The organism is Mucilaginibacter sp. P25, from assembly GCF_050859465.1.
Classification (GTDB): domain Bacteria; phylum Bacteroidota; class Bacteroidia; order Sphingobacteriales; family Sphingobacteriaceae; genus Mucilaginibacter; species Mucilaginibacter gossypii.
The window spans coordinates 4,476,501-4,496,594 of sequence record NZ_CP193937.1; the positions used below are offsets into that span (position 1 = coordinate 4,476,501).

General features: G+C 42.8%; 15 protein-coding genes and 1 pseudogene. 14 read left to right on the forward strand and 2 right to left on the reverse strand.

From position 1 onward, the window contains the following. Positions 1-70: 70 nt before the first annotated feature. Genes ACRQ5D_RS22595 through ACRQ5D_RS22605 form a run of 3 tightly spaced genes read left to right on the forward strand, consistent with a single transcriptional unit; the run spans position 71 to position 5,032 of the window. A complete protein-coding gene (locus ACRQ5D_RS22595) occupies positions 71-1,615 on the forward strand; it encodes a molybdopterin-dependent oxidoreductase (protein WP_431200506.1) in 1,545 nt (514 codons plus the stop codon). Continuing rightward, positions 1,513-3,585 (forward strand): FAD-dependent oxidoreductase, encoded by a 2,073-nt coding sequence (locus ACRQ5D_RS22600; protein ID WP_431200507.1) that lies wholly within the window; start codon positions 1,513-1,515, stop codon positions 3,583-3,585. The genes ACRQ5D_RS22595 and ACRQ5D_RS22600 overlap by 103 nt, the downstream gene beginning before the upstream one ends. Before the next feature lie 4 nt (positions 3,586-3,589). Beyond that, complete coding sequence (locus ACRQ5D_RS22605) at positions 3,590-5,032, forward strand: rubredoxin (RefSeq protein WP_256337480.1); 1,443 nt, start codon at positions 3,590-3,592, stop codon at positions 5,030-5,032. An 86-nt stretch (positions 5,033-5,118) separates the two neighbouring features. On the opposite strand, the gene ACRQ5D_RS22610 is transcribed toward ACRQ5D_RS22605, so the two are convergent. Both ACRQ5D_RS22610 and ACRQ5D_RS22615 read right to left on the reverse strand, forming a co-directional pair. After that, on the reverse strand, positions 5,119-6,096 hold the full coding sequence (locus ACRQ5D_RS22610; protein WP_091170833.1) for a 3-keto-disaccharide hydrolase: 978 nt from the start codon (positions 6,094-6,096) through the stop codon (positions 5,119-5,121). A gap of 479 nt (positions 6,097-6,575) precedes the next feature. Next, positions 6,576-6,881, reverse strand: a complete 306-nt coding sequence (locus ACRQ5D_RS22615; RefSeq protein ID WP_431200508.1) for a DUF1003 domain-containing protein — start codon at positions 6,879-6,881, stop codon at positions 6,576-6,578. Positions 6,882-7,099: 218 nt separating this feature from the next. On the opposite strand from ACRQ5D_RS22615, the gene ACRQ5D_RS22620 reads away from it, so the two are divergent. The 11 genes and pseudogenes from ACRQ5D_RS22620 to ACRQ5D_RS22670 all read left to right on the forward strand — a co-directional run bounded on the left by ACRQ5D_RS22620 (position 7,100) and on the right by ACRQ5D_RS22670 (position 19,985). Next, entirely contained in the window at positions 7,100-8,614 is a 1,515-nt protein-coding gene (locus ACRQ5D_RS22620; RefSeq protein WP_091170843.1) for a lipase maturation factor family protein, read from the forward strand. Positions 8,615-8,705: 91 nt separating this feature from the next. Beyond that, positions 8,706-9,059 carry a HopJ type III effector protein gene (locus ACRQ5D_RS22625; protein WP_091170845.1) on the forward strand — a complete coding sequence of 118 codons (354 nt, stop codon included), beginning with the start codon at positions 8,706-8,708 and terminating at the stop codon, positions 9,057-9,059. Between the two features lie 211 nt (positions 9,060-9,270). Then, positions 9,271-9,564 (forward strand): RNA polymerase sigma factor, encoded by a 294-nt coding sequence (locus tag ACRQ5D_RS22630; RefSeq protein WP_432326681.1) that lies wholly within the window; start codon positions 9,271-9,273, stop codon positions 9,562-9,564. Further along, positions 9,539-10,000 (forward strand): sigma factor-like helix-turn-helix DNA-binding protein, encoded by a 462-nt coding sequence (locus tag ACRQ5D_RS22635; protein WP_431200510.1) that lies wholly within the window; start codon positions 9,539-9,541, stop codon positions 9,998-10,000. Before ACRQ5D_RS22630 ends, ACRQ5D_RS22635 begins: the two co-directional genes overlap by 26 nt. Positions 10,001-10,016: 16 nt before the next feature. Then, positions 10,017-10,604 (forward strand): FecR family protein, encoded by a 588-nt coding sequence (locus ACRQ5D_RS22640; RefSeq protein WP_432326683.1) that lies wholly within the window; start codon positions 10,017-10,019, stop codon positions 10,602-10,604. A gap of 8 nt (positions 10,605-10,612) precedes the next feature. Further along, entirely contained in the window at positions 10,613-10,939 is a 327-nt protein-coding gene (locus tag ACRQ5D_RS22645; protein ID WP_432326685.1) for a FecR domain-containing protein, read from the forward strand. Between the two features lie 243 nt (positions 10,940-11,182). Beyond that, positions 11,183-14,440: a SusC/RagA family TonB-linked outer membrane protein gene (locus tag ACRQ5D_RS22650; protein WP_256337481.1), complete on the forward strand. Its 3,258-nt coding sequence runs from the start codon at positions 11,183-11,185 to the stop codon at positions 14,438-14,440. 27 nt (positions 14,441-14,467) lie between these two features. Next, complete coding sequence (locus ACRQ5D_RS22655) at positions 14,468-16,126, forward strand: RagB/SusD family nutrient uptake outer membrane protein (protein ID WP_091170862.1); 1,659 nt, start codon at positions 14,468-14,470, stop codon at positions 16,124-16,126. 535 nt (positions 16,127-16,661) lie between these two features. Further along, positions 16,662-17,024 (forward strand): hypothetical protein, encoded by a 363-nt coding sequence (locus ACRQ5D_RS22660; protein ID WP_432326687.1) that lies wholly within the window; start codon positions 16,662-16,664, stop codon positions 17,022-17,024. A gap of 99 nt (positions 17,025-17,123) precedes the next feature. Beyond that, positions 17,124-18,668: a glycoside hydrolase family 43 protein gene (locus ACRQ5D_RS22665; protein ID WP_431200511.1), complete on the forward strand. Its 1,545-nt coding sequence runs from the start codon at positions 17,124-17,126 to the stop codon at positions 18,666-18,668. Between the two features lie 229 nt (positions 18,669-18,897). Then, positions 18,898-19,985, forward strand: a pseudogene (locus ACRQ5D_RS22670) (glycoside hydrolase family 88/105 protein). The last annotated feature ends 109 nt before the right edge of the window (positions 19,986-20,094 follow it).

The following is a 20,094-nucleotide window of genomic DNA, read 5'->3' on the forward strand; positions in this document are numbered from 1 at the left end:
AATCATATGAAAGCTTTAGGCTTTAAGCCTTAAGCTTTCGGCTTAAAGAAAAGCTTTTAGCTTAAAAGAAATGTTGAACAAACGCCCTCAAAATACATTTAAAAGTACTTGCTGCTACTGCGGAGTAGGATGCGGCGTGGTAATTAATAAAGAAAAAAATGGCAGTATAACGCTTGAGGGTGATAAGGACTATCCTGTAAATAAAGGCATGTTGTGCAGTAAAGGGCTTAACCTGCATTACACAGCTAATGATAAAACCGACAGGCTGCTGTACCCTCAAATGCGTTATAACAAAAGCATGCCCCTGCAAAGGGTAAGCTGGGACGACGCATTGGAGCGCACAGCAGCCATTTTTAAAACGTTCATTGATAAATACGGGCCGGATTCGGTTGCATTTTATGCCTCAGGCCAGTGCCTTACTGAAGAATATTATGTTGTCAATAAGTTAATTAAAGGTTTTATTGGCAGTAATAATATAGATACTAATTCGCGTTTGTGTATGAGCAGCGCGGTTGCCGCGTATAAAATTGCTTTAGGCGAGGATACTGTACCTGTTTGTTATGACGATATTGAACTGGCCGATTGCTTTTATGTTACCGGAGCTAACCCAGCCTGGTGCCATCCTATTTTATGGCGAAGGGTTGAAGCGCATAAAGCCGCAAATCCCGATGTGAAAATCATTGTTGTTGACCCCCGGGTTACGGATACCTGCAGCAATGCCGATCTGCACCTGCAGTTAAACCCGGGTACCGATATCACCCTTAACCACGCTATTGGCAGGGTATTGATAGAGAATGGGGATATCGATATTGATTTTGTAAACAATCATGCTGATGGTTTTGAGCAGTACAGCAAATTGGTATTTGAACGTACCCTTGCTGAATCATCTGCAATTTGCGGTGTAACTGAAAACGACATCCGGCTTGCTGCCAGTTATATAGGCGATGCAAAAGGTTTTATAACGATGTGGACAATGGGGCTAAATCAAAGCGCTGTTGGGGTAAATAAAAATTTAAGCCTCCTGAATCTTAATTTGATAACGGGCCATATTGGTAAGCCGGGATCTGGCCCATTATCGCTAACGGGGCAACCAAATGCTATGGGCGGGCGCGAAGTGGGAGGGCTTGCTAATCTTTTACCGGCGCATCGTATTTTAACTAACCCGGCAGACAGGGCGGAGGTGCAGAAGTTTTGGGGAGGTATAGAGATAGCCGCAAAACCTGGTCTTACCGCAACGGAGATGTTTGAGGCATTAAATGATGGCCGCCTTAAAGCCATCTGGATCATGTGTACCAACCCCTTAACCAGCTTGCCAAACGTACGCCTTGCCGAAGAGGCTTTGAAAAAAGCAAAGTTTGTAGTGGTTCAGGAGATTAGTAATAAGCCCGAAACATTGGCTTATGCCGATGTGATCCTCCCCGCAGCAGCCTGGGCCGAAAAGGAGGGTACTATGACCAATTCTGAAAGGCGGATCAGTTATTTGAGTAAAGTACTTGACCCCCAGGCGAGGCTATGCCGGATAGCGAGATCATTTGCCGTTTTGCTCAAAAAATGGGGTATAAAGGCTTCGACTTCAAAAATGCCGCAGAAATTTATACCGAGCATGCTAAACTAACAGGGAAAACCAATATTGATATCAGCGGGCTCACGCACGAAACCATCATACAACAACGATCAATACAATGGCCTTATAAAAAACGTAATGCGATACCAGGGACACCTCGCTTGTTTACCGACAAGCAATTTTATACCGAAACACGTAACGCTAAGATAAGCGCGGTACCGGATGCGCATACCAGCGAGGTTCCTGACGGCGACTATCCTTTTATTCTCACTACCGGCCGTATCCGCGATCAATGGCATACCATGAGCAAAACCGGTAAGGTGAATAAGCTTAATCAGCATATTAAAGAGTCATTTATCGAAATCAATCCTGTTGATGCTGAAGCTTTGGAGATCAGGGAAGGCGATGTTACTATTATCACATCCCGGAGGGGTGAAGTGCGGGTAAAAGCCCGGATTACCGAACAGATAAAACAGGGTGTTGTTTTTGTGCCGATGCATTGGGGCAAGATACTAAACAATGATCTCCACCGCATTAACAATGTTACTAATGACGCACTTGATCCGATATCAAAAGAGCCGGATTTTAAGTATTGCGCAGTAAAGATTCAAAAGTATAAAAAGCCTTTTCAAAGAATTGTGGTTGTTGGCGCCGGTGCCGGTGCGCACGGCTTCGTGCGGTCATACCGGGAGTTGAACAAAGATGATGAGATCATCATTTTTAGCAAAGAAGATCATCCTTTTTACAACCGCGTTATGCTGCCAGATTATATCAGCGGCGAGCAACGCTGGGAGCAACTGGTAAAAATGACGGATGAGGAAGAACCCGAACTTAAAATAAGGTTATTACGTGGCGTAAGTGTCGAGAAAATAGACCGTGTTAACAAATATGTGCTGGATAGCCGGGGTGTAAAAACTTATTACGATGTATTGCTGCTGGCTACCGGCAGCCGGGCGGCAATTCCTAAAAACGTTCCATCGTTGACAGGGATCTTCAGTATGCGTAGCCGCAATGATGCTGATAACTTTAAAAAGCATGTTCCCAAAAATGGTCACGTAGTAATAGTCGGAGGTGGTTTATTGGGATTGGAGATGGCGGCTTCCTTGCGTGAAATAGGGATTACTATCACCATTATTCAACGTACATCAAGATTTTTAAACCGCCAGTTGGATGAGTTGGGCAGCAGGCTCTTGCACGAAGAAATGGTTGATCAAGGTTGCGACATTTTCTATGATGATGAAGTGCAGTTGTTTTATGGGCGTAGTAAGCTTACCGGCATCGGCTTAAAAAGCGGACGGAAAATAGATTGCGATGCCATGATTCTTGCCATTGGTACTACGCCAAATCTTGAAATAGCAAAAGATTGCGGCCTTGAAATTAAGCGCGGCGTAATTGTAAACGAACGTTTGCTTACCAGCGATCCGAGCATATACGCCATTGGCGAAATAGCAGAGTTTAACGGCACATTATATGGTATAACCGCTGCTGCGGAACAACAAGCTGCTGTAGTTGCAGGCTATATGAACGGCGACATAGCCAGTTATTACAAGGGCAGCCTGTTTATGAATATCATCAAAATTCATGGCTTTGATTTGTGCAGTATCGGTTTATCTGATTGCCCGAATGAAAAAGACTATGAAGAAATAGTGTTTATAGATAAGGCAAAGCGTTATTATAAAAAATGCATTATTCACCAGGACAGGTTGGTGGGCACCATTTTAATTGGAGATAAAGGCGAGTTTCAGGAATTCAGAGAGCTGATAGCAAACAAAACCGAGCTTAGCGATAAGCGCCTTAAACTGCTTCGCAGCGGTAAAACAGCCGAGCCTGTTTTAGGCAAACTGGTTTGTAGTTGTAATAATGTGGGTGCCGATAATATACGTAATAAAGTAGCCGGCGGCTGCACGCAACTGGCCGATGTTTGCAGCCAAACCGGAGCCGGAACTGGCTGCGGATCATGTAGGCCCGAAGTAAAACGCCTCTTGGAAGAAGTACTTGAGCAACAATTATTAAAAGCTTAAACCAATGGATAATAAGCAACTAATTAAGATAAATTTGCCCGGCGGTGTAGCCTCTGCCGGTGATTTTTACGAGATGCTCATCATCGCGCAAAATGCTGGTGCTAAAAAGGTCCGTTTTGGCAACCGGCAGCAATTGTATTTTGAAATTGAAGAAGCACAGTTGGAGGATCTGGAATTTGATATGCTTAGTGCCGGTATTGACCATGAAGTTAACCAGGATACTTATCCCAACATCACCAGTTCGTACATAGCTGATGGTATTTTTAACCAGGAGAACTGGCTCAAAGAAGGTGTTTATAAAGACATTTTCGACCTGTTTGATTATCAGCCCGAACTGAAAATAAACCTGGTTGACAGCAATCAAACTTTTGCTTCGTTTTTTACAGGTAACCTTAATTTTATTTCTTCGCCGGTAAGTAATTACTGGTACTTGTATATCAGGTTTCCTAAAACTAACATCTTGTATTGCTGGCCTGTTTTGGTTTATTCGGATGATATTCCCGCCATTGGCAAAGCAATACAACAGGTTATATTTGCCAACAAAAAGCTGTTTTACGATCAGGTTGAAATCAATCCCGATAAGCTTTATCAATTAGTTACTGCCGGTTACCAATTTGTAATCCAGGAAATTGATCAACCGCTTATTATTCCCGAATTTCAACTACCCTATTATGAAGGTTTTAACAAACAGGGTAATAAATACTGGCTGGGTATTTACAGGCGCCACGAGCTTTTTGATATTGAGTTTTTGAAAGAAATCTGCAACCTGTGTATGCAAACCAGGGTTGGACAATTGTATTTTAGCCCGTGGAAATCCTTACTCATTAAAAATATCGAGGCAAAGCACAGGCCGTTATGGGGTAACCTGTTTAATAAATACCGGGTAAACATCAGGCATGCTTCAAATGAGCTTAACTGGCAGGTTGAAGACCTTTGCAATCCCTGCCTCGAGCTTAAGCAGCAATTGGTAAGCGAATTTGAAGAGGCAGATTTGCGAACATATGGACTTAGCTTTGCCATAAAGCGGTCGCCTAAATCGGGGATTTATGGCTCAATTATGATCCGCGAGCGGATGCCCGATGAATTTGAAATTGTGCATACCCGCGATTTTAACCACAATACCCGCGAATTTGTGATTTACAAACAAGGTGTTGCCAAAGCAGATTTAAGCAGGCACCTGACAGCGCTTTGCGATATGTTTTATGAACAACAAATCAATAACCTATCACCATTGCCGGTAAGCAAAACCAATACTGAAATTAAATCACCCAATCAAAAAACGGTTCATCAATGTAAAAGCTGTTTCACTATTTATGACGAGTTGTATGGAGATATCTTTAATAATATAGAACCCGGAATGCCTTTTGAAAATTTAAGCGACTATGAATGCCCAACCTGCGGCGCCGAAAAGGAGAACTTTGCAGAACTGATGTATCAAGCCGATTAATCGTTTTTAAATAAATTAATTAAAAAAATCAGCCTGTTTGCTTATTGTAAACAGGCTGATTTTTTTAATAATATACCTTCGGTAATTTATTTTGCCGGAGTAATGATAATGTTTCTGTAATCGATAGGTCCGTGATCCCCCTGAATCAGCAGCGGCCCTGGTTCGCCTTCTTTACTGTCGATAGCCCCGCCGGTAATGCCCGGAATCTCCTGCTGGCATATCACCATGGTGCCATTGGCTACGATGGTAACTAAACGCCCTACCAGTGTAATATCATATGATTGCCATTCCCCGGCATTTTTTGCCATCATTTTATTAGGCGGCAGGAAACCGTAAATAGCGCTAAACTGGTTATTGATAGGTTCAGGCTCACCGGTTTTAGTGTCGATAACCTGTACCTCATAGCGCCCTCTCAGGTAAACGCCGCTGTTGCTGCCTTTTTGATAGCGAAATTCGATGTGTAATTTAAAATCGCTGAATTTTTGATCGGTAATAAGGTTTGCGCCGGAGTGCTTGCTTCTCAATATGCCCGATTCTACTACCCATTGGTTTTTGCCGTCAGTATGCCAGCCTTTGGTGTCTTTACCGTTGAACAGTTTAACAGGTTTGCCCCAAACAGGTGCCTTTGCCCTTGTCATTGATGGAGCTCTGACACCTGTAAAATGATAAGTAACCCCATCTGAATATACCATTGTTCCGGTTAATTCTTCGCCCTTAACCTCAAATTCAAAATCCATGTTCCGGTTTCCCTCTTCCCATTGCAGCGGGATAGAAAAGCTGTATTTGCCGTCATGTGGTTTTACTTCTGATATTGGTCGCGCACTTCCGAAAGCATAGGTAAAACGGCCAACCAGGGTATGTGTGCCTGATTTTTGAACTTCCAGCCAGGACGGAAGGCTTTTGCCACCTTTATCAATAGTTATATCCCATCGGCCGATAACGGCAGGATCCTTTGCCTGTTGAGCTTTGGCTCCCGAAATTATTAAAAGCAGCAATCCCGCGATAAGCTGTATGCGGATGAATCTGCTATTTGAGTTCTTTTTAATAGTAGTTTGGTTTCTCATAATTTTTAAATCTACAAACTATCATTCAATATTTTATTACACGGTTATTTTTTTGCAACAACCATGCAGCGATCATTTTCTTAAAGTTTAGTTAACATTAGTAATGTAGGTTTGTGATATCAAATGATAGAAATTGCCGATACTATTTTTGCTTTCACGAATCAGAGAGGACGATCATTCGGCTTTTGATCTGCTGTTTGAGCGTCACCTTTAACAGCATTAAACATAGTAAGGTTTGGGGCTGGATTACCCGCAACAACTACTGCCGACCAGGCATCATTGCGCGCTAAGCGAGTGGTACCTTGCCAAAACAGCGCTTTATGGACACCTTTTACACTCAACAAACGATTGGCAAAGATTAAGAAACCAACTATCCTGAAAAGGTGGTTGGTTTCATGTTTGTGAGATTATGGATTATTCTTTATCCATTTTTTCAAGCAATGCCAGGATCCTGTCAAGCTTGTCTACTTCAATGGCGTTTAAGCGCAGTTGTAATTCTTCAATTTCTTTTTTGCTTCCACATTGGTTCGGAAATCCTCATTGGCCTGGGCGCGGTCACGTTCATTTTGGCGGTTCTGTGCCATCATGATAATCGGGGCTGCGTATGCCGCCTGGGTTGAAAACAACAAGTTTAATAAAATGTATGGGTAGGGGTCCCAATGACCAATAAAGGCCACTACGTTTAGCGCCATCCACAACGCAACAATTAAGGTTTGAATGATGATGAACCGCCATGAACCCATGCCGGCCGCTACAGAGTCGGCCAATCGCTGCCCAAAGTTCATAGAATCGATATGCCTTTGATACCAGTTTTTTTATTGTTTGCCATTTTTTAGGAATTAAGCTTTGGGTAATAAATATATAAATTTAATTGCTGTGGCTGCTTATTGGGCTGAAGTCCTTAGGGTATGAGCAAGAAATTCATTTTGATTCGAATACTGCGTTAATCAAATATTTCTACCCATAGCCTTCAAATCTCTGTAACTTTAAGATACATGTCACTATGTTATATAGCTTTGAACATACCTCAACACCCCAATACTGGCTCAGCCGCTTTGTGATTCTTCGCCTGCTGGGTGCGGTTTACGCGGTGGCGTTCCTTGTGGCTATAACCCAGGTGCTGCCATTAATCGGCTCAAATGGCTTATTACCGGTTGATCATTATTTGCATCAGGTAAGTATAGCACTGGGTTCAAAAGGAGCAGGGTTTATGCGGCTGCCTTCAGTGTTTTGGTTTTGGCATTCAGATCAGGCATTACTGCTTGTTTCATGGACAGGTTTAATTTTATCCCTGATTGTTGTGGCCGGTTATGCCAACGCGTTTTTAATGGGGGTATTGTGGGTATTGTATCTATCATTGGTACATGTTGGGCAGGACTGGTATGGTTATGGCTGGGAAATCCAACTTACAGAAACGGGCTTTCTTGCTATATTTTTATGCCCTTTGCTGGATATGCGGCCTTTTCCCAAACGTCCGCCGCCTTTGCTGGTTATCATCCTGTTTCGCTGGCTCATCTTCCGGATCATGTTTGGTGCTGGAATGATCAAATATCGTGGCGATGCTGTGTGGCGCAATGGAACTGCATTGTATTATTATTTTGAAACCCAGCCAATACCGGGACCGTTTAGCCGCTGGTTTCACTTTCTGCCACATTCGTTATTGCGGCTTGGTGTTTGGTTCAATTGGCTGGCCGAACTATTGGCACCCTGGTTTGTTTTTGGCCCGCGGATATTCAGACACATCGCTGGTAGTGTTATTATTTTGTTTCAATTTGCAATCATCCTGAGCGGGAACCTTTCTTTTTTGAATTGGCTTACCATTGTGCCTGCGCTGGCTTGCCTTGATGATGGTTTTTGGGCTAAGCTTTTGCCGGGTGTACTTGTACGCAAAGCTGCGAAGGCCGAAGAGCAAGCTGAAGTTTCGCAGCCTATGCAGTACACCGCACTGATAGTAACTTGTATAGTAGGATTGCTAAGCTTCCAACCCGCGTTTAACCTCCTGTCGCCCAAACAAATTATGAATACCTCATTTGATCCACTGGAGCTTGTAAATACCTATGGTGCATTCGGCAGCGTGGGACAGGAACGTTTTAATGTAGTTTTTGAAGGAACAAGAGACCTCAATCCCGATAGTGCAAACTGGAAAGTTTATCCTTATAAAGGCTTGCCGGTAGCACCTGACCAGTCTCCCCGGCAGGTGGCGCCGTACCAATTAAGACTGGACTGGCAGATGTGGTTTGCCGCAATGTCCACAGCCGATCAGTACCCCTGGACATATCATCTGGCCTGGAAACTATTGCATAATGACCCGGGGGTAGTTGGTTTATTTGCCAGAAATCCCTTCCCGGGAAAACCACCGCGTTATATTCGTGCTGTTATTTACCGTTACCGTTTTTCCCGTCCCACGCCTGGTAGCGGCCCTTACTGGGAACGGGAAAAGTTAGGATTATGGTTACCCGTGCTTTCCGTGCAAAACCCGCAATTTGTTGCTTATCTGAAAGGTCAGGGCTGGCTATAAACTACGGTTAATCAGGCTCAATTTCAATTGAAATCAACCACCTGCGTCAATAACTGTTTTTAAATTTTATTTTCGCGAAAATATTTTCTTAATGAAAGAGCAATTGTCTGGTTTACTTACCGCCCTAAAAGAGGGTACGGTTACATTTAATGACGTCATTGAATTTATTAATAATTATTACGAGCATCAGCCAACTGCATTTAAAAATGGCAATATTTATAACGAAGCAGCACAGAACCAGGGCAGCGCCAGGGTTTTTGCTTTTGCTCAACTCAATAATCTAAGTGAGCCTGATACGCTTTATTTATTTGCGGAGCACTATAGGACCGTCCTTGCAAATCCAGATGGTACAGATCATCAGAATATCCGTCAGTTTAAGGCCTATGGCTGGCCGGGAATCAGGTTTGAAGGAGATGCACTTGTATTGAAGTCAGGACAGGTCTGAAGCGGACCTTAAGATTCCGTTATCGACATATTTAGCAATAATTTACGATATATCATTTAAGTATTGGTTGACCGGTACAGAGCGTATTATTAATTGTATTCTAAACAATCATTTATTCACTTACTTATTGATTATTTGAATAATAGATTGTTACTTTATGATTCCAATTATAATATTGCCTTGTTCAACAATTTGGGCTCATCCGATACAGGTGACAGAAATATCAAATTCGCTGCACCAGCGTCTGTCATCGGGCGATGAGCTTGCTTTTAAGTTATTCTTCCAAAAAAACCAACCCCGGCTTTTCGCCTATATTTATAAAGTTGTCAAGTCTCGCGAAATTGCAGAAGAATTGGTGCTTGATATTTTTGTAAAGATCTGGTCGGCTAAAGAGATCTTAAGTGAAGTAGAAAATGTTGATGCTTTTCTTCACCGGATGGCTGTAAATAAATCACTCGACTTTTTACGTACGGCCGCCCGTGAAAAAAATACAGCAGCTCCTTAACCAACACATGCAGTATGAGCAGGCAACGGCAGCCTCAAATCACGATTTTAAAGAATATAACCAGCATGTGATTCATTGTTTGCAAATGCTTACTCAGCAGCAACAATTGATACTCAATTTAAGCCGGGAAGAAGGGCTTACGCATGAGCAAATTGCTGATAAGCTAAACCTGTCAAAAAACACCGTAAAAAATCACATTGTTACAGCTTTAAAAAAAATGCGCGAGTTTATAAAGCACGGTCAACTATCCATCTTGCTTACAATCTCGCTTTTTTTATTTTTTTCAGATCTGATTAGTCCTCTCTTCTCATTTTATCGTCATGTATATGAATTGGTTTTAACCAGCCAAGTGCAGCATGTCAACAGCCTCGGTTTTTCGCATAAAATACTTATTTCAAAAATACCTGGACAACTCGTGTACTACAGAAGAGTTTAACGAACTTTTTGAACTGATGGCCAAAGAGGAGAATCTGTCAGAAATTGAAGGTTTATTGGAGAAACTATGGGCCGACACTGAAATGAAACCTGATGCTGACGCAGAAGTCGTTCATCAGGAAGTTTTATACAATAAGTTGCTTGAGATTGTAAAAAAGGAAAAAAACGTTTACTCATTTCAAAAAAGAAGCTCCAAAACAATTATCCGTTCGGTTGCCGCTACCGTTGCATTGTTAATATGCGCAGGCCTGTACTTTTTACACACAAGGCCTAAACCAATGCCCATGCAGGCCCGGATAACACCATCAAACCCCGTCCGCCATGTGCACGAGATCAGGCTGGCCGACGGAAGCGTAGTGACATTAAATAAGAACAGTCATTTAGATTACCCGGCAAAATTCAACGGGAAAACCCGCGAAGTATATTTAACCGGCGAAGCCTATTTCGATGTAAGGCATGATCCGCTTCACCCTTTCCTTGTGCATACAGGGCAAATTACAACCCGCGTGTTAGGTACGGCATTTAATATTAAATCGGAAGGCAGTTTGATCCAGGTAACGGTAACCCGTGGAAAAGTTAAAGTATCCACCCCTAAAAAACTTTAGGCATTGTATTGCCCAATCATCAGATAAGTTATAACGAAATCAATAATCAATCTTCCATAGATATATTGAATGCCAAAACAACGGTACTTTGGAAAGAGACCGATTTGGTGATGGATCATATGACATTGAAAGAAGCCGTGGCCATTTTAACAGAAAGATATGGTGTAAAAGTTATTCTTGATAATGAAAAGATAGGGAGCTGCCGTTTTAGCGCCACCTTCTTAAATACTACGGGGTTGGAACAGGTTGTCAAAGTATTATCGCACCTGAATAATTTGAGCTATAAATGGAGTAAGGAGGGTGATGTTACACTATCTGGTTCCGGCTGTGAATAATAACCAATTTTTTACCTCTTAAATAAAAAACCTATGAAACATTGATACTTTAAACCTTCCAGATAAAAAAAGCCCCGTTGCTTACGACTTCTCACATCATTCGGCGACAGGGCAAGTACTTAACCAATTATTATTAACCGATTAAAACCAATGCAAGTTATGAAAAAAACTCTTGCGTTTAAGCAATGGTGCACATTATCCGGTGCCTCTGCACGCCAATTTTTAAACACATTCCGAAAAGTTATGCGATTCAGTTTTATGATCCTGCTGGTATTACTGGTCTCCGGTCAATTGCTCTTAGCTTCCTCAAGCAAGGGGCAATCGCTTGATAAGATCAATGTCAGGCTGGAAGTGGGTAACGAAACGATAAAATCGGTGATCAAAAAAATTGAAAAGCAAACCAATTTGCGGTTTGCTTACAAAGACAATGTCCTGTCACCAAACACCCGCGTTACCGTTTCTTCCCTCGACAAATCGGTAAAGGATATCCTGGACGAGCTCTTTGCCAACCGGGGAATTGGGTATAGCCAGATAGACAACAATATTATTTTGTTTAATACCGCAACCGGAGGGCCTGCTTCGAGCAACAACAACGGGCAAATCGAAACAATACCTATAAATGGCAAAGTAACCGACGAAAAAGGTGAACCCCTGCCTGGTGTATCGGTAAGGATAAAAGACACTGATATCGGTGTAGCAACTAATGTTTCAGGCGATTTTACCATTACTGTTCCCAATGCCAATACCGTATTGGTATTTACTTTTTTAGGATTCAGACCGTTAGAACAGAGTGTTAATGGCAAAACCTTTTTAAAGGTGGCTTTAGTTCCTTTGAGCAAATCGCTCGAAGAGGTGATTATTGTGGGTTATGGTGCGGTAAAAAAGAGGGATCTTACCGGTTCGGTTGTTTCTGTTAAGGGTGATGAGATCACCAAAGTTGCGGCATCAAATCCTATGGAAGCGCTTCAGGGAAAGGTTTCGGGTGTAGATATCGTGCGTACAAGCGGTGCCGCAGGTGCAAATGTAAGCGTAACTGTTCGTGGTAACCGGTCTCTATCTGCAGGTAACGGCCCGCTTTATATAGTCGACGGGATTCAGTACAGCAATTATGAAGATATCAATCAAAACGACATTGCATCAATGGAGTTTTTAAAGGATGCTTCATCAACCGCTATTTATGGTTCGCGCGGAGCAAACGGTGTAATTATAATTACAACAAAAAGAGGCAACAGCGGGCAACCGAAAGTAGCTGCGGGTTCATATTATGGAATTTCGGATGTTGCAGGCTATCCAGTACCCATGACAGGGCCGCAATATGCAAACCTGAAACGTGAAAGCTTCAGAACTATAGGAACATGGAATTCTCCTGCCGACGATCCGAAAGTCTTTACCAGTGCAGGCGATCTGGCTGCGGTTCAAAGCGGCCTGTCATATTACTGGCCGGGGTTTTTACTGCATAAAGGCTCCCAACAGGATTACAACGCCAGCGTTTCCGGTGGTAGTGAAAAAACAAAAGCTTACTTTTCTTTTGATTATTTTAAGGAAAAAGGGTTATATGCTAATGATTACTCAAACAGGTATACCCTGCGGTTAAATATAGATCACCAGTTATTTAAGGCTTTTAAGGTGGGGCTGCAAAGTCAGCTTGCTTATTATGATCAAAACCTTCGAAACGATGGGGTATTATCCGTAGCCAATAAAATTATTCCCTATTTTAATCCGTATAATGCAGATGGTAGTATAGCTAAATTTCCAGGTAACGGTAACCAGGCCAATCCTCTTTTTGATGACGACGCATCCCAGTTTGTAAATAAGAACAAGATTACCCATTTGCTCTCAACCGCCTATGCAGAATGGAAGCCAATAAATGGCTTAACCATACGGTCAAATTTAGGTGTTACGCTGGCTGATTCACGAAACGGCCATTTTGAAAGTGCCAATACTATAAACCGGGCCTTATCTTCAGGGTCATTATCATCAGTAACCAATTCAAATGAGACTAATTTGCTTTGGGAAAATATTATTACCTGGCAAAAAACAATAGCAAGGCATAGCGTAGTTGTAACGGGTGTTACCAGTTATCAATCAAATGTTATGGACCAATCCGCGGCACAAGGCACCGGACAACTAATACCCGATCAATCCTTCTACGCGCTGCAAAACAATCCGTCTAACTTAAAAATATCGAGTAATTACGTTGGGCAACATTTAACTTCAGGAGCATTACGTTTAAATTATGCATTTAAAGACAGGTATTTACTAACCCTGACTGGGCGTGCTGATGGTTCATCTGTATTGTCGTCGGGAAATAAGTGGGCATTCTTCCCTTCGGCGGCCGCGGCCTGGCGTCTGGTTGATGAGGGATTTATGAAAACCCAAAACGTGTTTTCTGAGTTGAAATTACGTTTAAGCTATGGGGTTGCCGGCAATGCTGCTGTAAGCGCATACCAAACCCAAAGCAAGGCAGTGCTTATTCCATTTTCATGGAACGATATCACCGCATTAGCATATGGTCTTGACCCCAATATCGGAAACCCTCAATTAAAGTGGGAGTTAACAGGAACCTTAAACGCTGGTATAGATTTCGGAATTTATAAAGACAGGGTTTCGGGCACTATAGATTATTATGATTCGCACACAAGGGATTTGTTATTGCCACAGCAATTACCTGCCTCAACAGGAGCGCTAAGAACATTGGCCAATGTTGGCGAAAGTCGTAATACAGGTATTGAGATTGCACTGAAAACCATTAATATCCAGTCAGAAAGCTTTACTTGGACATCCAATATCACCTATACACGCAACAAGGAACGCATCACGTATTTACCAAATGGTGTAAACGACCTTGCCAATGGCTGGTTTATAGGCTACCCGGTTGTATCTTTTTACGATTATCAAAAAACAGGGATCTGGCAAACATCTGAAGCCGCCCAGGCTGCAACTTATGGGTACAAGCCAGGTGATATTAAGGTTGCTGATTTAGATAATGACGGAAAGTTTACCACAACATTTGACCGTAAAATACTTGGCTCAGCTGTCCCAAGGTATAGCTTTGGCTTTAGCAACGATTTTAAATATAAGGGCTTCGATTTAAATGTGCAGGTATTTGGACGTATCGGGCAGATGTTCGTATCTCAATACGCGTTGAAGTATGAGCCTAATGGAATTGAAAATGGCGCCAATGTAGACTATTGGACGCCGGAAAACCCCACAAACGCCTACCCAAGGCCAAGTGCCAATATCACAAAGGCATCCGAGCCATTTGCTTCAACCTTGGGCTACAAAGATGGTTCGTATGTTAAAATAAAGAACGCAACGCTTGGGTTTACCTTTCCTGCAAGTGTAACTAAACCCATTCACTTATCTAATTTGAGGATCTATGTGAGCGCCAAAAACTTTGCGACCTTCTCAAAGATAAAAGATTATGATCCTGAAGGCGGCGGTTCATTTGACAGGCCACTTACTAAATTGTTCCTGGCCGGTTTAAATCTTTCCTTTTAACCAATACTAATATCTAAAAAACATATTATGAAAAATTTACTAAAAAGTTGGGCGCTGCTGCTTATAGCCATTGCCACTTTATTTAGTGCCTGCAGCAAAAAGCTCGAAGAATATAACCCCAGCAATTTAACCGCTACAACAGTTTATACCAAAGCGGTAGGTTTTGAAACATTGGTTAATGCGGCCTATACCTATACCCGGTTTTGGTATGGAAAGGAAGAAGGGTACCTGGCCTCTGAAATGGGAACGGATATCTGGACGAGCGGTACCGGCGACCCATACCCAATGTTTACTCAATATATTAATTTACAAGGCACTGCAGACCCGCTGCCTTTATTGTGGAACAACTTGTATGCCGGTGTAAATTTATGTAATACGGGTATAGCCCAGATTGCTGCCGTTACAGATTATACGGCAGCCCAAAAATTGAACCGCGAAGCCGAGCTGCGTTTTTTAAGAGCATTTTATTACTGGCATATTGTTGAAACCTGGGGTGGTGTAAACTTTACCACCAAACCAACTGCAGGCGCCAATACAGAAGCTAATAAAACACCGGTAGAGACTTTTTACAAGCAGATATTTGAAGATCTTACATTTGCAGTAGCTAACCTGACTCCAACCACCACCGATTACGGACGGGCAACAGTGCCGGTAGCTAAAGCCTTTTTAGCACGGATGTACTTAACCCGGGGTATGAATGCCGACGCATTTAACATGGCCGATGATGTGATTAAAAACTATAGCTATGTATTGCAGCCTAAATATGCTGATCTGTGGAATATGGGGAACCTGAAAAATAAGGAAGTGATTTGGGCCATTGATTATTCAACCAACCTGGCCAATAACGATCTTACCTCGGCAACATATCCAAACGGGCACTATCGCGGTTCAAACAACGGGCACTTACTATACCTGATGGTTTATGACCAGGTAAATTCAAGCCTGCTCGTCCGTGATATTCCAAACGGAAGGCCGTTTAACAGATATATGCCCACTTTGGCTTATCTAAACATGTTTGATCAACAAAATGATTCACGCTATGCCGGCTCTTTTCAGAGTGTTTGGTATGCTAACAAAGCAGGTACTTATAATGGTAATGCTGTTAAAGTTGGCGATACGGTTTGTTATACCCCTAATGCAACTATACCTGCAGCATCGCAGAGCAGTAAATACGTTACTTATGACCTGTCCAAGGTATATAAATCAAATGGGGTACCTATTCAGCGTAAGTTTTATGTTTCTTTATCGAAATTTAAAGATTCAACACGTGCAAGTGTAGCTGAGGCCCAAAGTGCCCGTGATGTCTTTGTGATCAGGCTGGCCGAGATGTACCTGATTGCTGCCGAAGCAAAATTAAACCTCGGTGACCCGGGAACCGCGGCAACTTATATTAACGTACTCAGGACAAGGGCAGCAAAACCTGGTCATATAGCAGAAATGCAGATCACTCCTGCACAGGTTACGCTCGATTTTATTTTGGACGAAAGAGCACGTGAGTTGGGCGGCGAACAGTTACGCTGGTTTGATTTGAAGCGGACGGGTAAATTGGCAAGCCGGATCCAGGCTATGAACCCGGACGCCGCAGCCAATTTCAAGCCATATGAATTGGTACGACCCATACCTCAGGGACAAATTGATGCCGTAACCAATAAAGATGTATTTAAACAAAACCCGGGCTATAATTAATTTGAAACGGTATAAAAGGGATCTGATAAATGATCCCTTTTTATAATTTTTGAGTTTGCTATAAGTATGCAACCGGAGAAAAAAATTTTCTAAAAACAATATATGATGTACAGGAGCGGTAATATTAAAATTAAAGGCTTATCATTTATCTGCCTTTTAATGAGCGCGGTGTTGTTGATGTCTTTTCTGATTACTCCCGGCCATACCACCGTATACCTAGCGGGTGATTCAACAATGGCCAATAAGCAGCCAAAGGCATTTCCCGAGACAGGCTGGGGAATGCCTTTCAGCGCTTTTTTGATAGTACGGTAGTTGTTGACAACCGTGCGCAGAATGGCCGAAGCACTAAAACGTTTATTAGTGAAGGCTTATGGAGTTCTATTATCGGCAGTTTAAAGGAAGGCGATTATGTATTTATACAATTTGGCCATAATGATGAGGTACCCACTAAAAAGAGCTATATCAATGAGCAGGGGTTCCGGGATAACTTAGCAAGGTTCTGTCCGCGAAACCAGGGAAAAAAGCAAACCCGGTATTGCTGACACCAGCAGCGCGAAGAAAGTTTGATACAACAGGAACCCTAGTTGGCACACATGAAGTGTATTCGGCCATAGTGCGTAAACTGGCAGCAGAACAAAAGGTCCCGCTGATTGACCTGGACAGGGAAAGCCAGGCTTTATTGCAAAAACTCGGGCCCGAGGGATCAAAAAAGTTGTTTAATTACCTTACTCCGGGAGAAAGTATTAATTATCCGGAAGGCCGGGCTGATGATACGCACTTTAATGAGTTGGGAGCCCTGAAAATGGCCGAAATAGTTTTAGCAGGCATCCGGTCGTTAAAGCTTGGACTTACCCCGCATATCGCGCATTCAAATGTTAAACCTTTATATGAAAAATAAATTACTGTTCGTTACGCTATTAATTATAAACGGACAGGTTCTTGCGCAACAAAAAAAGGACTATCCGTAACTGGTGCCAGTTATATCTCTAAAGTATGGGTGGCAGATCAGGGTAATGGCACCTATAAAAATCCGGTGATAAATGCCGATTATTCCGATCCTGACGCTATTCGCGTTGGCGATGATTTCTATCTTGTATCTTCAAGCTTTGAAGCAATTCCAGGTTTGCCTGTTTTGCATTCAAAAGATCTGGTTAACTGGAGCATCTTAGGTTACGCGTTATTGAAGCAGCCACCCTTTGATCATTTTGACGTACCGCGGCACGGCGATGGGGTTTGGGCCCCCGCCATCCGCTATAACCATAACGAATTTTATATTTATTATCCTGACCCTGATTTTGGCATTTACGTGGTAAAAGCTAAAAACCCTGCCGGTCCCTGGAGCAAACCCGTTATGGTAATGGAAGGCAAAGGTATAATAGATCCCTGCCCGCTGCTAGATAGCGACGGCAGCATGTACCTTGTGCACGGCTTTGCAGGCAGCCGGGCAGGTATAAAAAGCGTAATCGCTGTAAACAAATTAAATAATGACGGAACCAGGGTAGTTGACGATGGCGTGATTGTTTATGACGGGCATGAAATGGACCCTACCATAGAAGGCCCGAAGTTTTATAAGCGTAACGGGTTTTACTACATTTTTGCTCCGGCTGGGGGCGTTCCTACAGGCTGGCAACTGGCGCTGCGTTCAAAAAATATCTATGGGCCATATGAGCGGCGGGTAGTAATGGATCAGGGGAAAAGTAGCATCAATGGCCCGCATCAGGGTGCATGGGTGGATACACCAACCGGAGAAGACTGGTTTCTGCATTTTCAGGATAAGGGCGTTTATGGGCGCGTAGTGCATTTACAACCAATGATCTGGAGGGATAACTGGCCTGTTATTGGTGTGGATAAGGATGGTGATGGCAAAGGCGAACCGGTATTAACGTATAAAAAGCCCAATGTTGGTAAAATCTTTCCGGTGAGCACTCCGCAGGAAAGTGACGAATTTAATACCATATCTCCGGGCTTACAATGGCAATGGATGGCTAACGCGAAGTCCGTATGGATGTTTATGAACACCAATAAAGGCGCTTTGAGGCTTTATAGTTATCAACCCCCAAATGATGCCGCTAACCTGTGGTTTACGCCAAATGTGCTATTACAAAAGTTTCCGGCTGATGAATTTATGGCTACCGCCAAGATCACCTTTACGCCTAACTTAAAGCTGGAGGGTGAAAAAACGGGACTTACCATTATGGGTTTCAGCTACGCTAATATAGCCATGCAAAGTAGAAAGGATGGCATATACCTGGTATTTACTACTTGTACAGAAGCAGATAAGGGCAAAAAGGAGCTGGAGGAAGTGATTACGAAGCTATCGTCACCAACTGTTTACCTGCGTGTTAAAGTAACGAAGAACGCTGTATGTAACTTCAGCTACAGCACCGATGGAATAGATTATAAAAATACCGGCAGGCAATTTACGGCCGAGGCAGGCCGTTGGATTGGGGCCAAGATTGGCTTGTTTTGTACGCGTACAAGCCAGATCAATGATTCGGGTTATGCTGATGTAGACTGGTTTAGGGTAACGCCTAATAATTAACACGTTGTGTGGGTTATATTGGAACCGGTATCCATGATTTGTTAATCAGCAATAAATAAAAATAAACGAAGATGATCCGGTTAGTTTATCATCACCAAAATGAATTCGTATGAGAAGTAATCAGCTTATAAAAAGGTGTCTGCTTATTATTGCCATCCTTGCACAGTGTTCATTGATGTTACAGGCTCAAAACAAGCAGCCTTATTCGCAGCGCATGACACAAACGGTTATGACTATCTGGAAAGACAGCCTGACAACCGGCGACAAGTGGACTTATGACCAGGGCGTGATTTTGAAAGGCATAGAGGGCGTGTGGCAACAAACAGGCGACAAAAGATACTTCACCTATATACAGCGATGTATGGACAGATATGTTACGCCCGACGGCAATATCCGCACCTATCGGCAAGCTGATTATAATATAGATAACGTATTGTGCGGCCGTAATTTGTTGACGTTATATAAAGTGCTGGGTGCCCAAAAATACTATAAAGCGGCAACGTTGCTGCGTGAGCAACTGCGGAAACAACCGCGTGTACCTGAAGGAGGCTTTTGGCATAAAAACCGTTATCCAAACCAGATGTGGCTGGACGGTTTATATATGGGCGAGCCTTTTTATGCTGAATATGCTGCCGCTTTTCATGAAGATACGGCATTTAATGATATAGCCAGGCAATTTATCCTGATGGAAGAAAAGGCCCGCGACACAAAAACCGGGCTGTTGTATCATGGCTGGGACCAAAGTAAAAAGAACGTTGGACTAACCCGAAAACCGGCCAGTCGCCTAATTTTTGGGGCCGGGCAATGGGTTGGTATGGGATGGCATTGGTTGATGTGCTTGATTATTTTCCGGCGCAGCATCCCAAACGCGTGGAGTTACTGGCAATACTTAACCGGTTTGCCGCGGCAATTGTTAAATATCAGGATGAAAATTCTGGCTTGTGGTACCAGGTACTTGACAAAGGTTACGCCAAAGGGAATTATCCGGAAGCATCAGCATCATGCATGTTTGTATACACCATGGCAAAAGCGGTGAGGCAGGGATACTTACAACCAACCTATTTACCCGCCATTCAAAAAGGCTATAACGGAATTATCAAAAAGTTTATTGAAACAGATGCAAATGGACAGTTAAATCTTAACGGCACCGTGAGTGTATCGGGGCTTGGAGGGAAACCATACCGGGATGGGAGTTACGAGTATTATTTAAGCGAAATGGTAATAACTAACGATGCTAAAGGTGTCGGCGCATTTATATTAGCCAGCGTTGAGGTAGAGCGCCTGCCCGATGTGTATAGCGGAATGATAAAACAATAATTCTGGTAGTCTAAAAAATCTTATGTATCATAATTATCACTAATTCCATTGCCGATTATAGGAATGGGGTCGCCACTAATATGCTTTAGATTTTTAACTTTGATCCGCT

What these genes read in the sequence shown, in the direction of transcription:
- ACRQ5D_RS22615 (WP_431200508.1), bottom strand. Translation starts at nt 6,881, where the DNA reads ATGAACTTTGGGCAGCGATTGGCCGACTCTGTAGCGGCCGGCATGGGT.
- ACRQ5D_RS22600 (WP_431200507.1), top strand. Translation starts at nt 1,513, where the DNA reads ATGCCGGATAGCGAGATCATTTGCCGTTTTGCTCAAAAAATGGGGTAT.
- ACRQ5D_RS22655 (WP_091170862.1), top strand. Translation starts at nt 14,468, where the DNA reads ATGAAAAATTTACTAAAAAGTTGGGCGCTGCTGCTTATAGCCATTGCC.
- ACRQ5D_RS22610 (WP_091170833.1), bottom strand. Translation starts at nt 6,096, where the DNA reads ATGAGAAACCAAACTACTATTAAAAAGAACTCAAATAGCAGATTCATC.
- ACRQ5D_RS22650 (WP_256337481.1), top strand. Translation starts at nt 11,183, where the DNA reads ATGCGATTCAGTTTTATGATCCTGCTGGTATTACTGGTCTCCGGTCAA.
- ACRQ5D_RS22640 (WP_432326683.1), top strand. Translation starts at nt 10,017, where the DNA reads ATGGCCAAAGAGGAGAATCTGTCAGAAATTGAAGGTTTATTGGAGAAA.
- ACRQ5D_RS22620 (WP_091170843.1), top strand. Translation starts at nt 7,100, where the DNA reads ATGTTATATAGCTTTGAACATACCTCAACACCCCAATACTGGCTCAGC.
- ACRQ5D_RS22625 (WP_091170845.1), top strand. Translation starts at nt 8,706, where the DNA reads ATGAAAGAGCAATTGTCTGGTTTACTTACCGCCCTAAAAGAGGGTACG.
- ACRQ5D_RS22595 (WP_431200506.1), top strand. Translation starts at nt 71, where the DNA reads ATGTTGAACAAACGCCCTCAAAATACATTTAAAAGTACTTGCTGCTAC.
- ACRQ5D_RS22605 (WP_256337480.1), top strand. Translation starts at nt 3,590, where the DNA reads ATGGATAATAAGCAACTAATTAAGATAAATTTGCCCGGCGGTGTAGCC.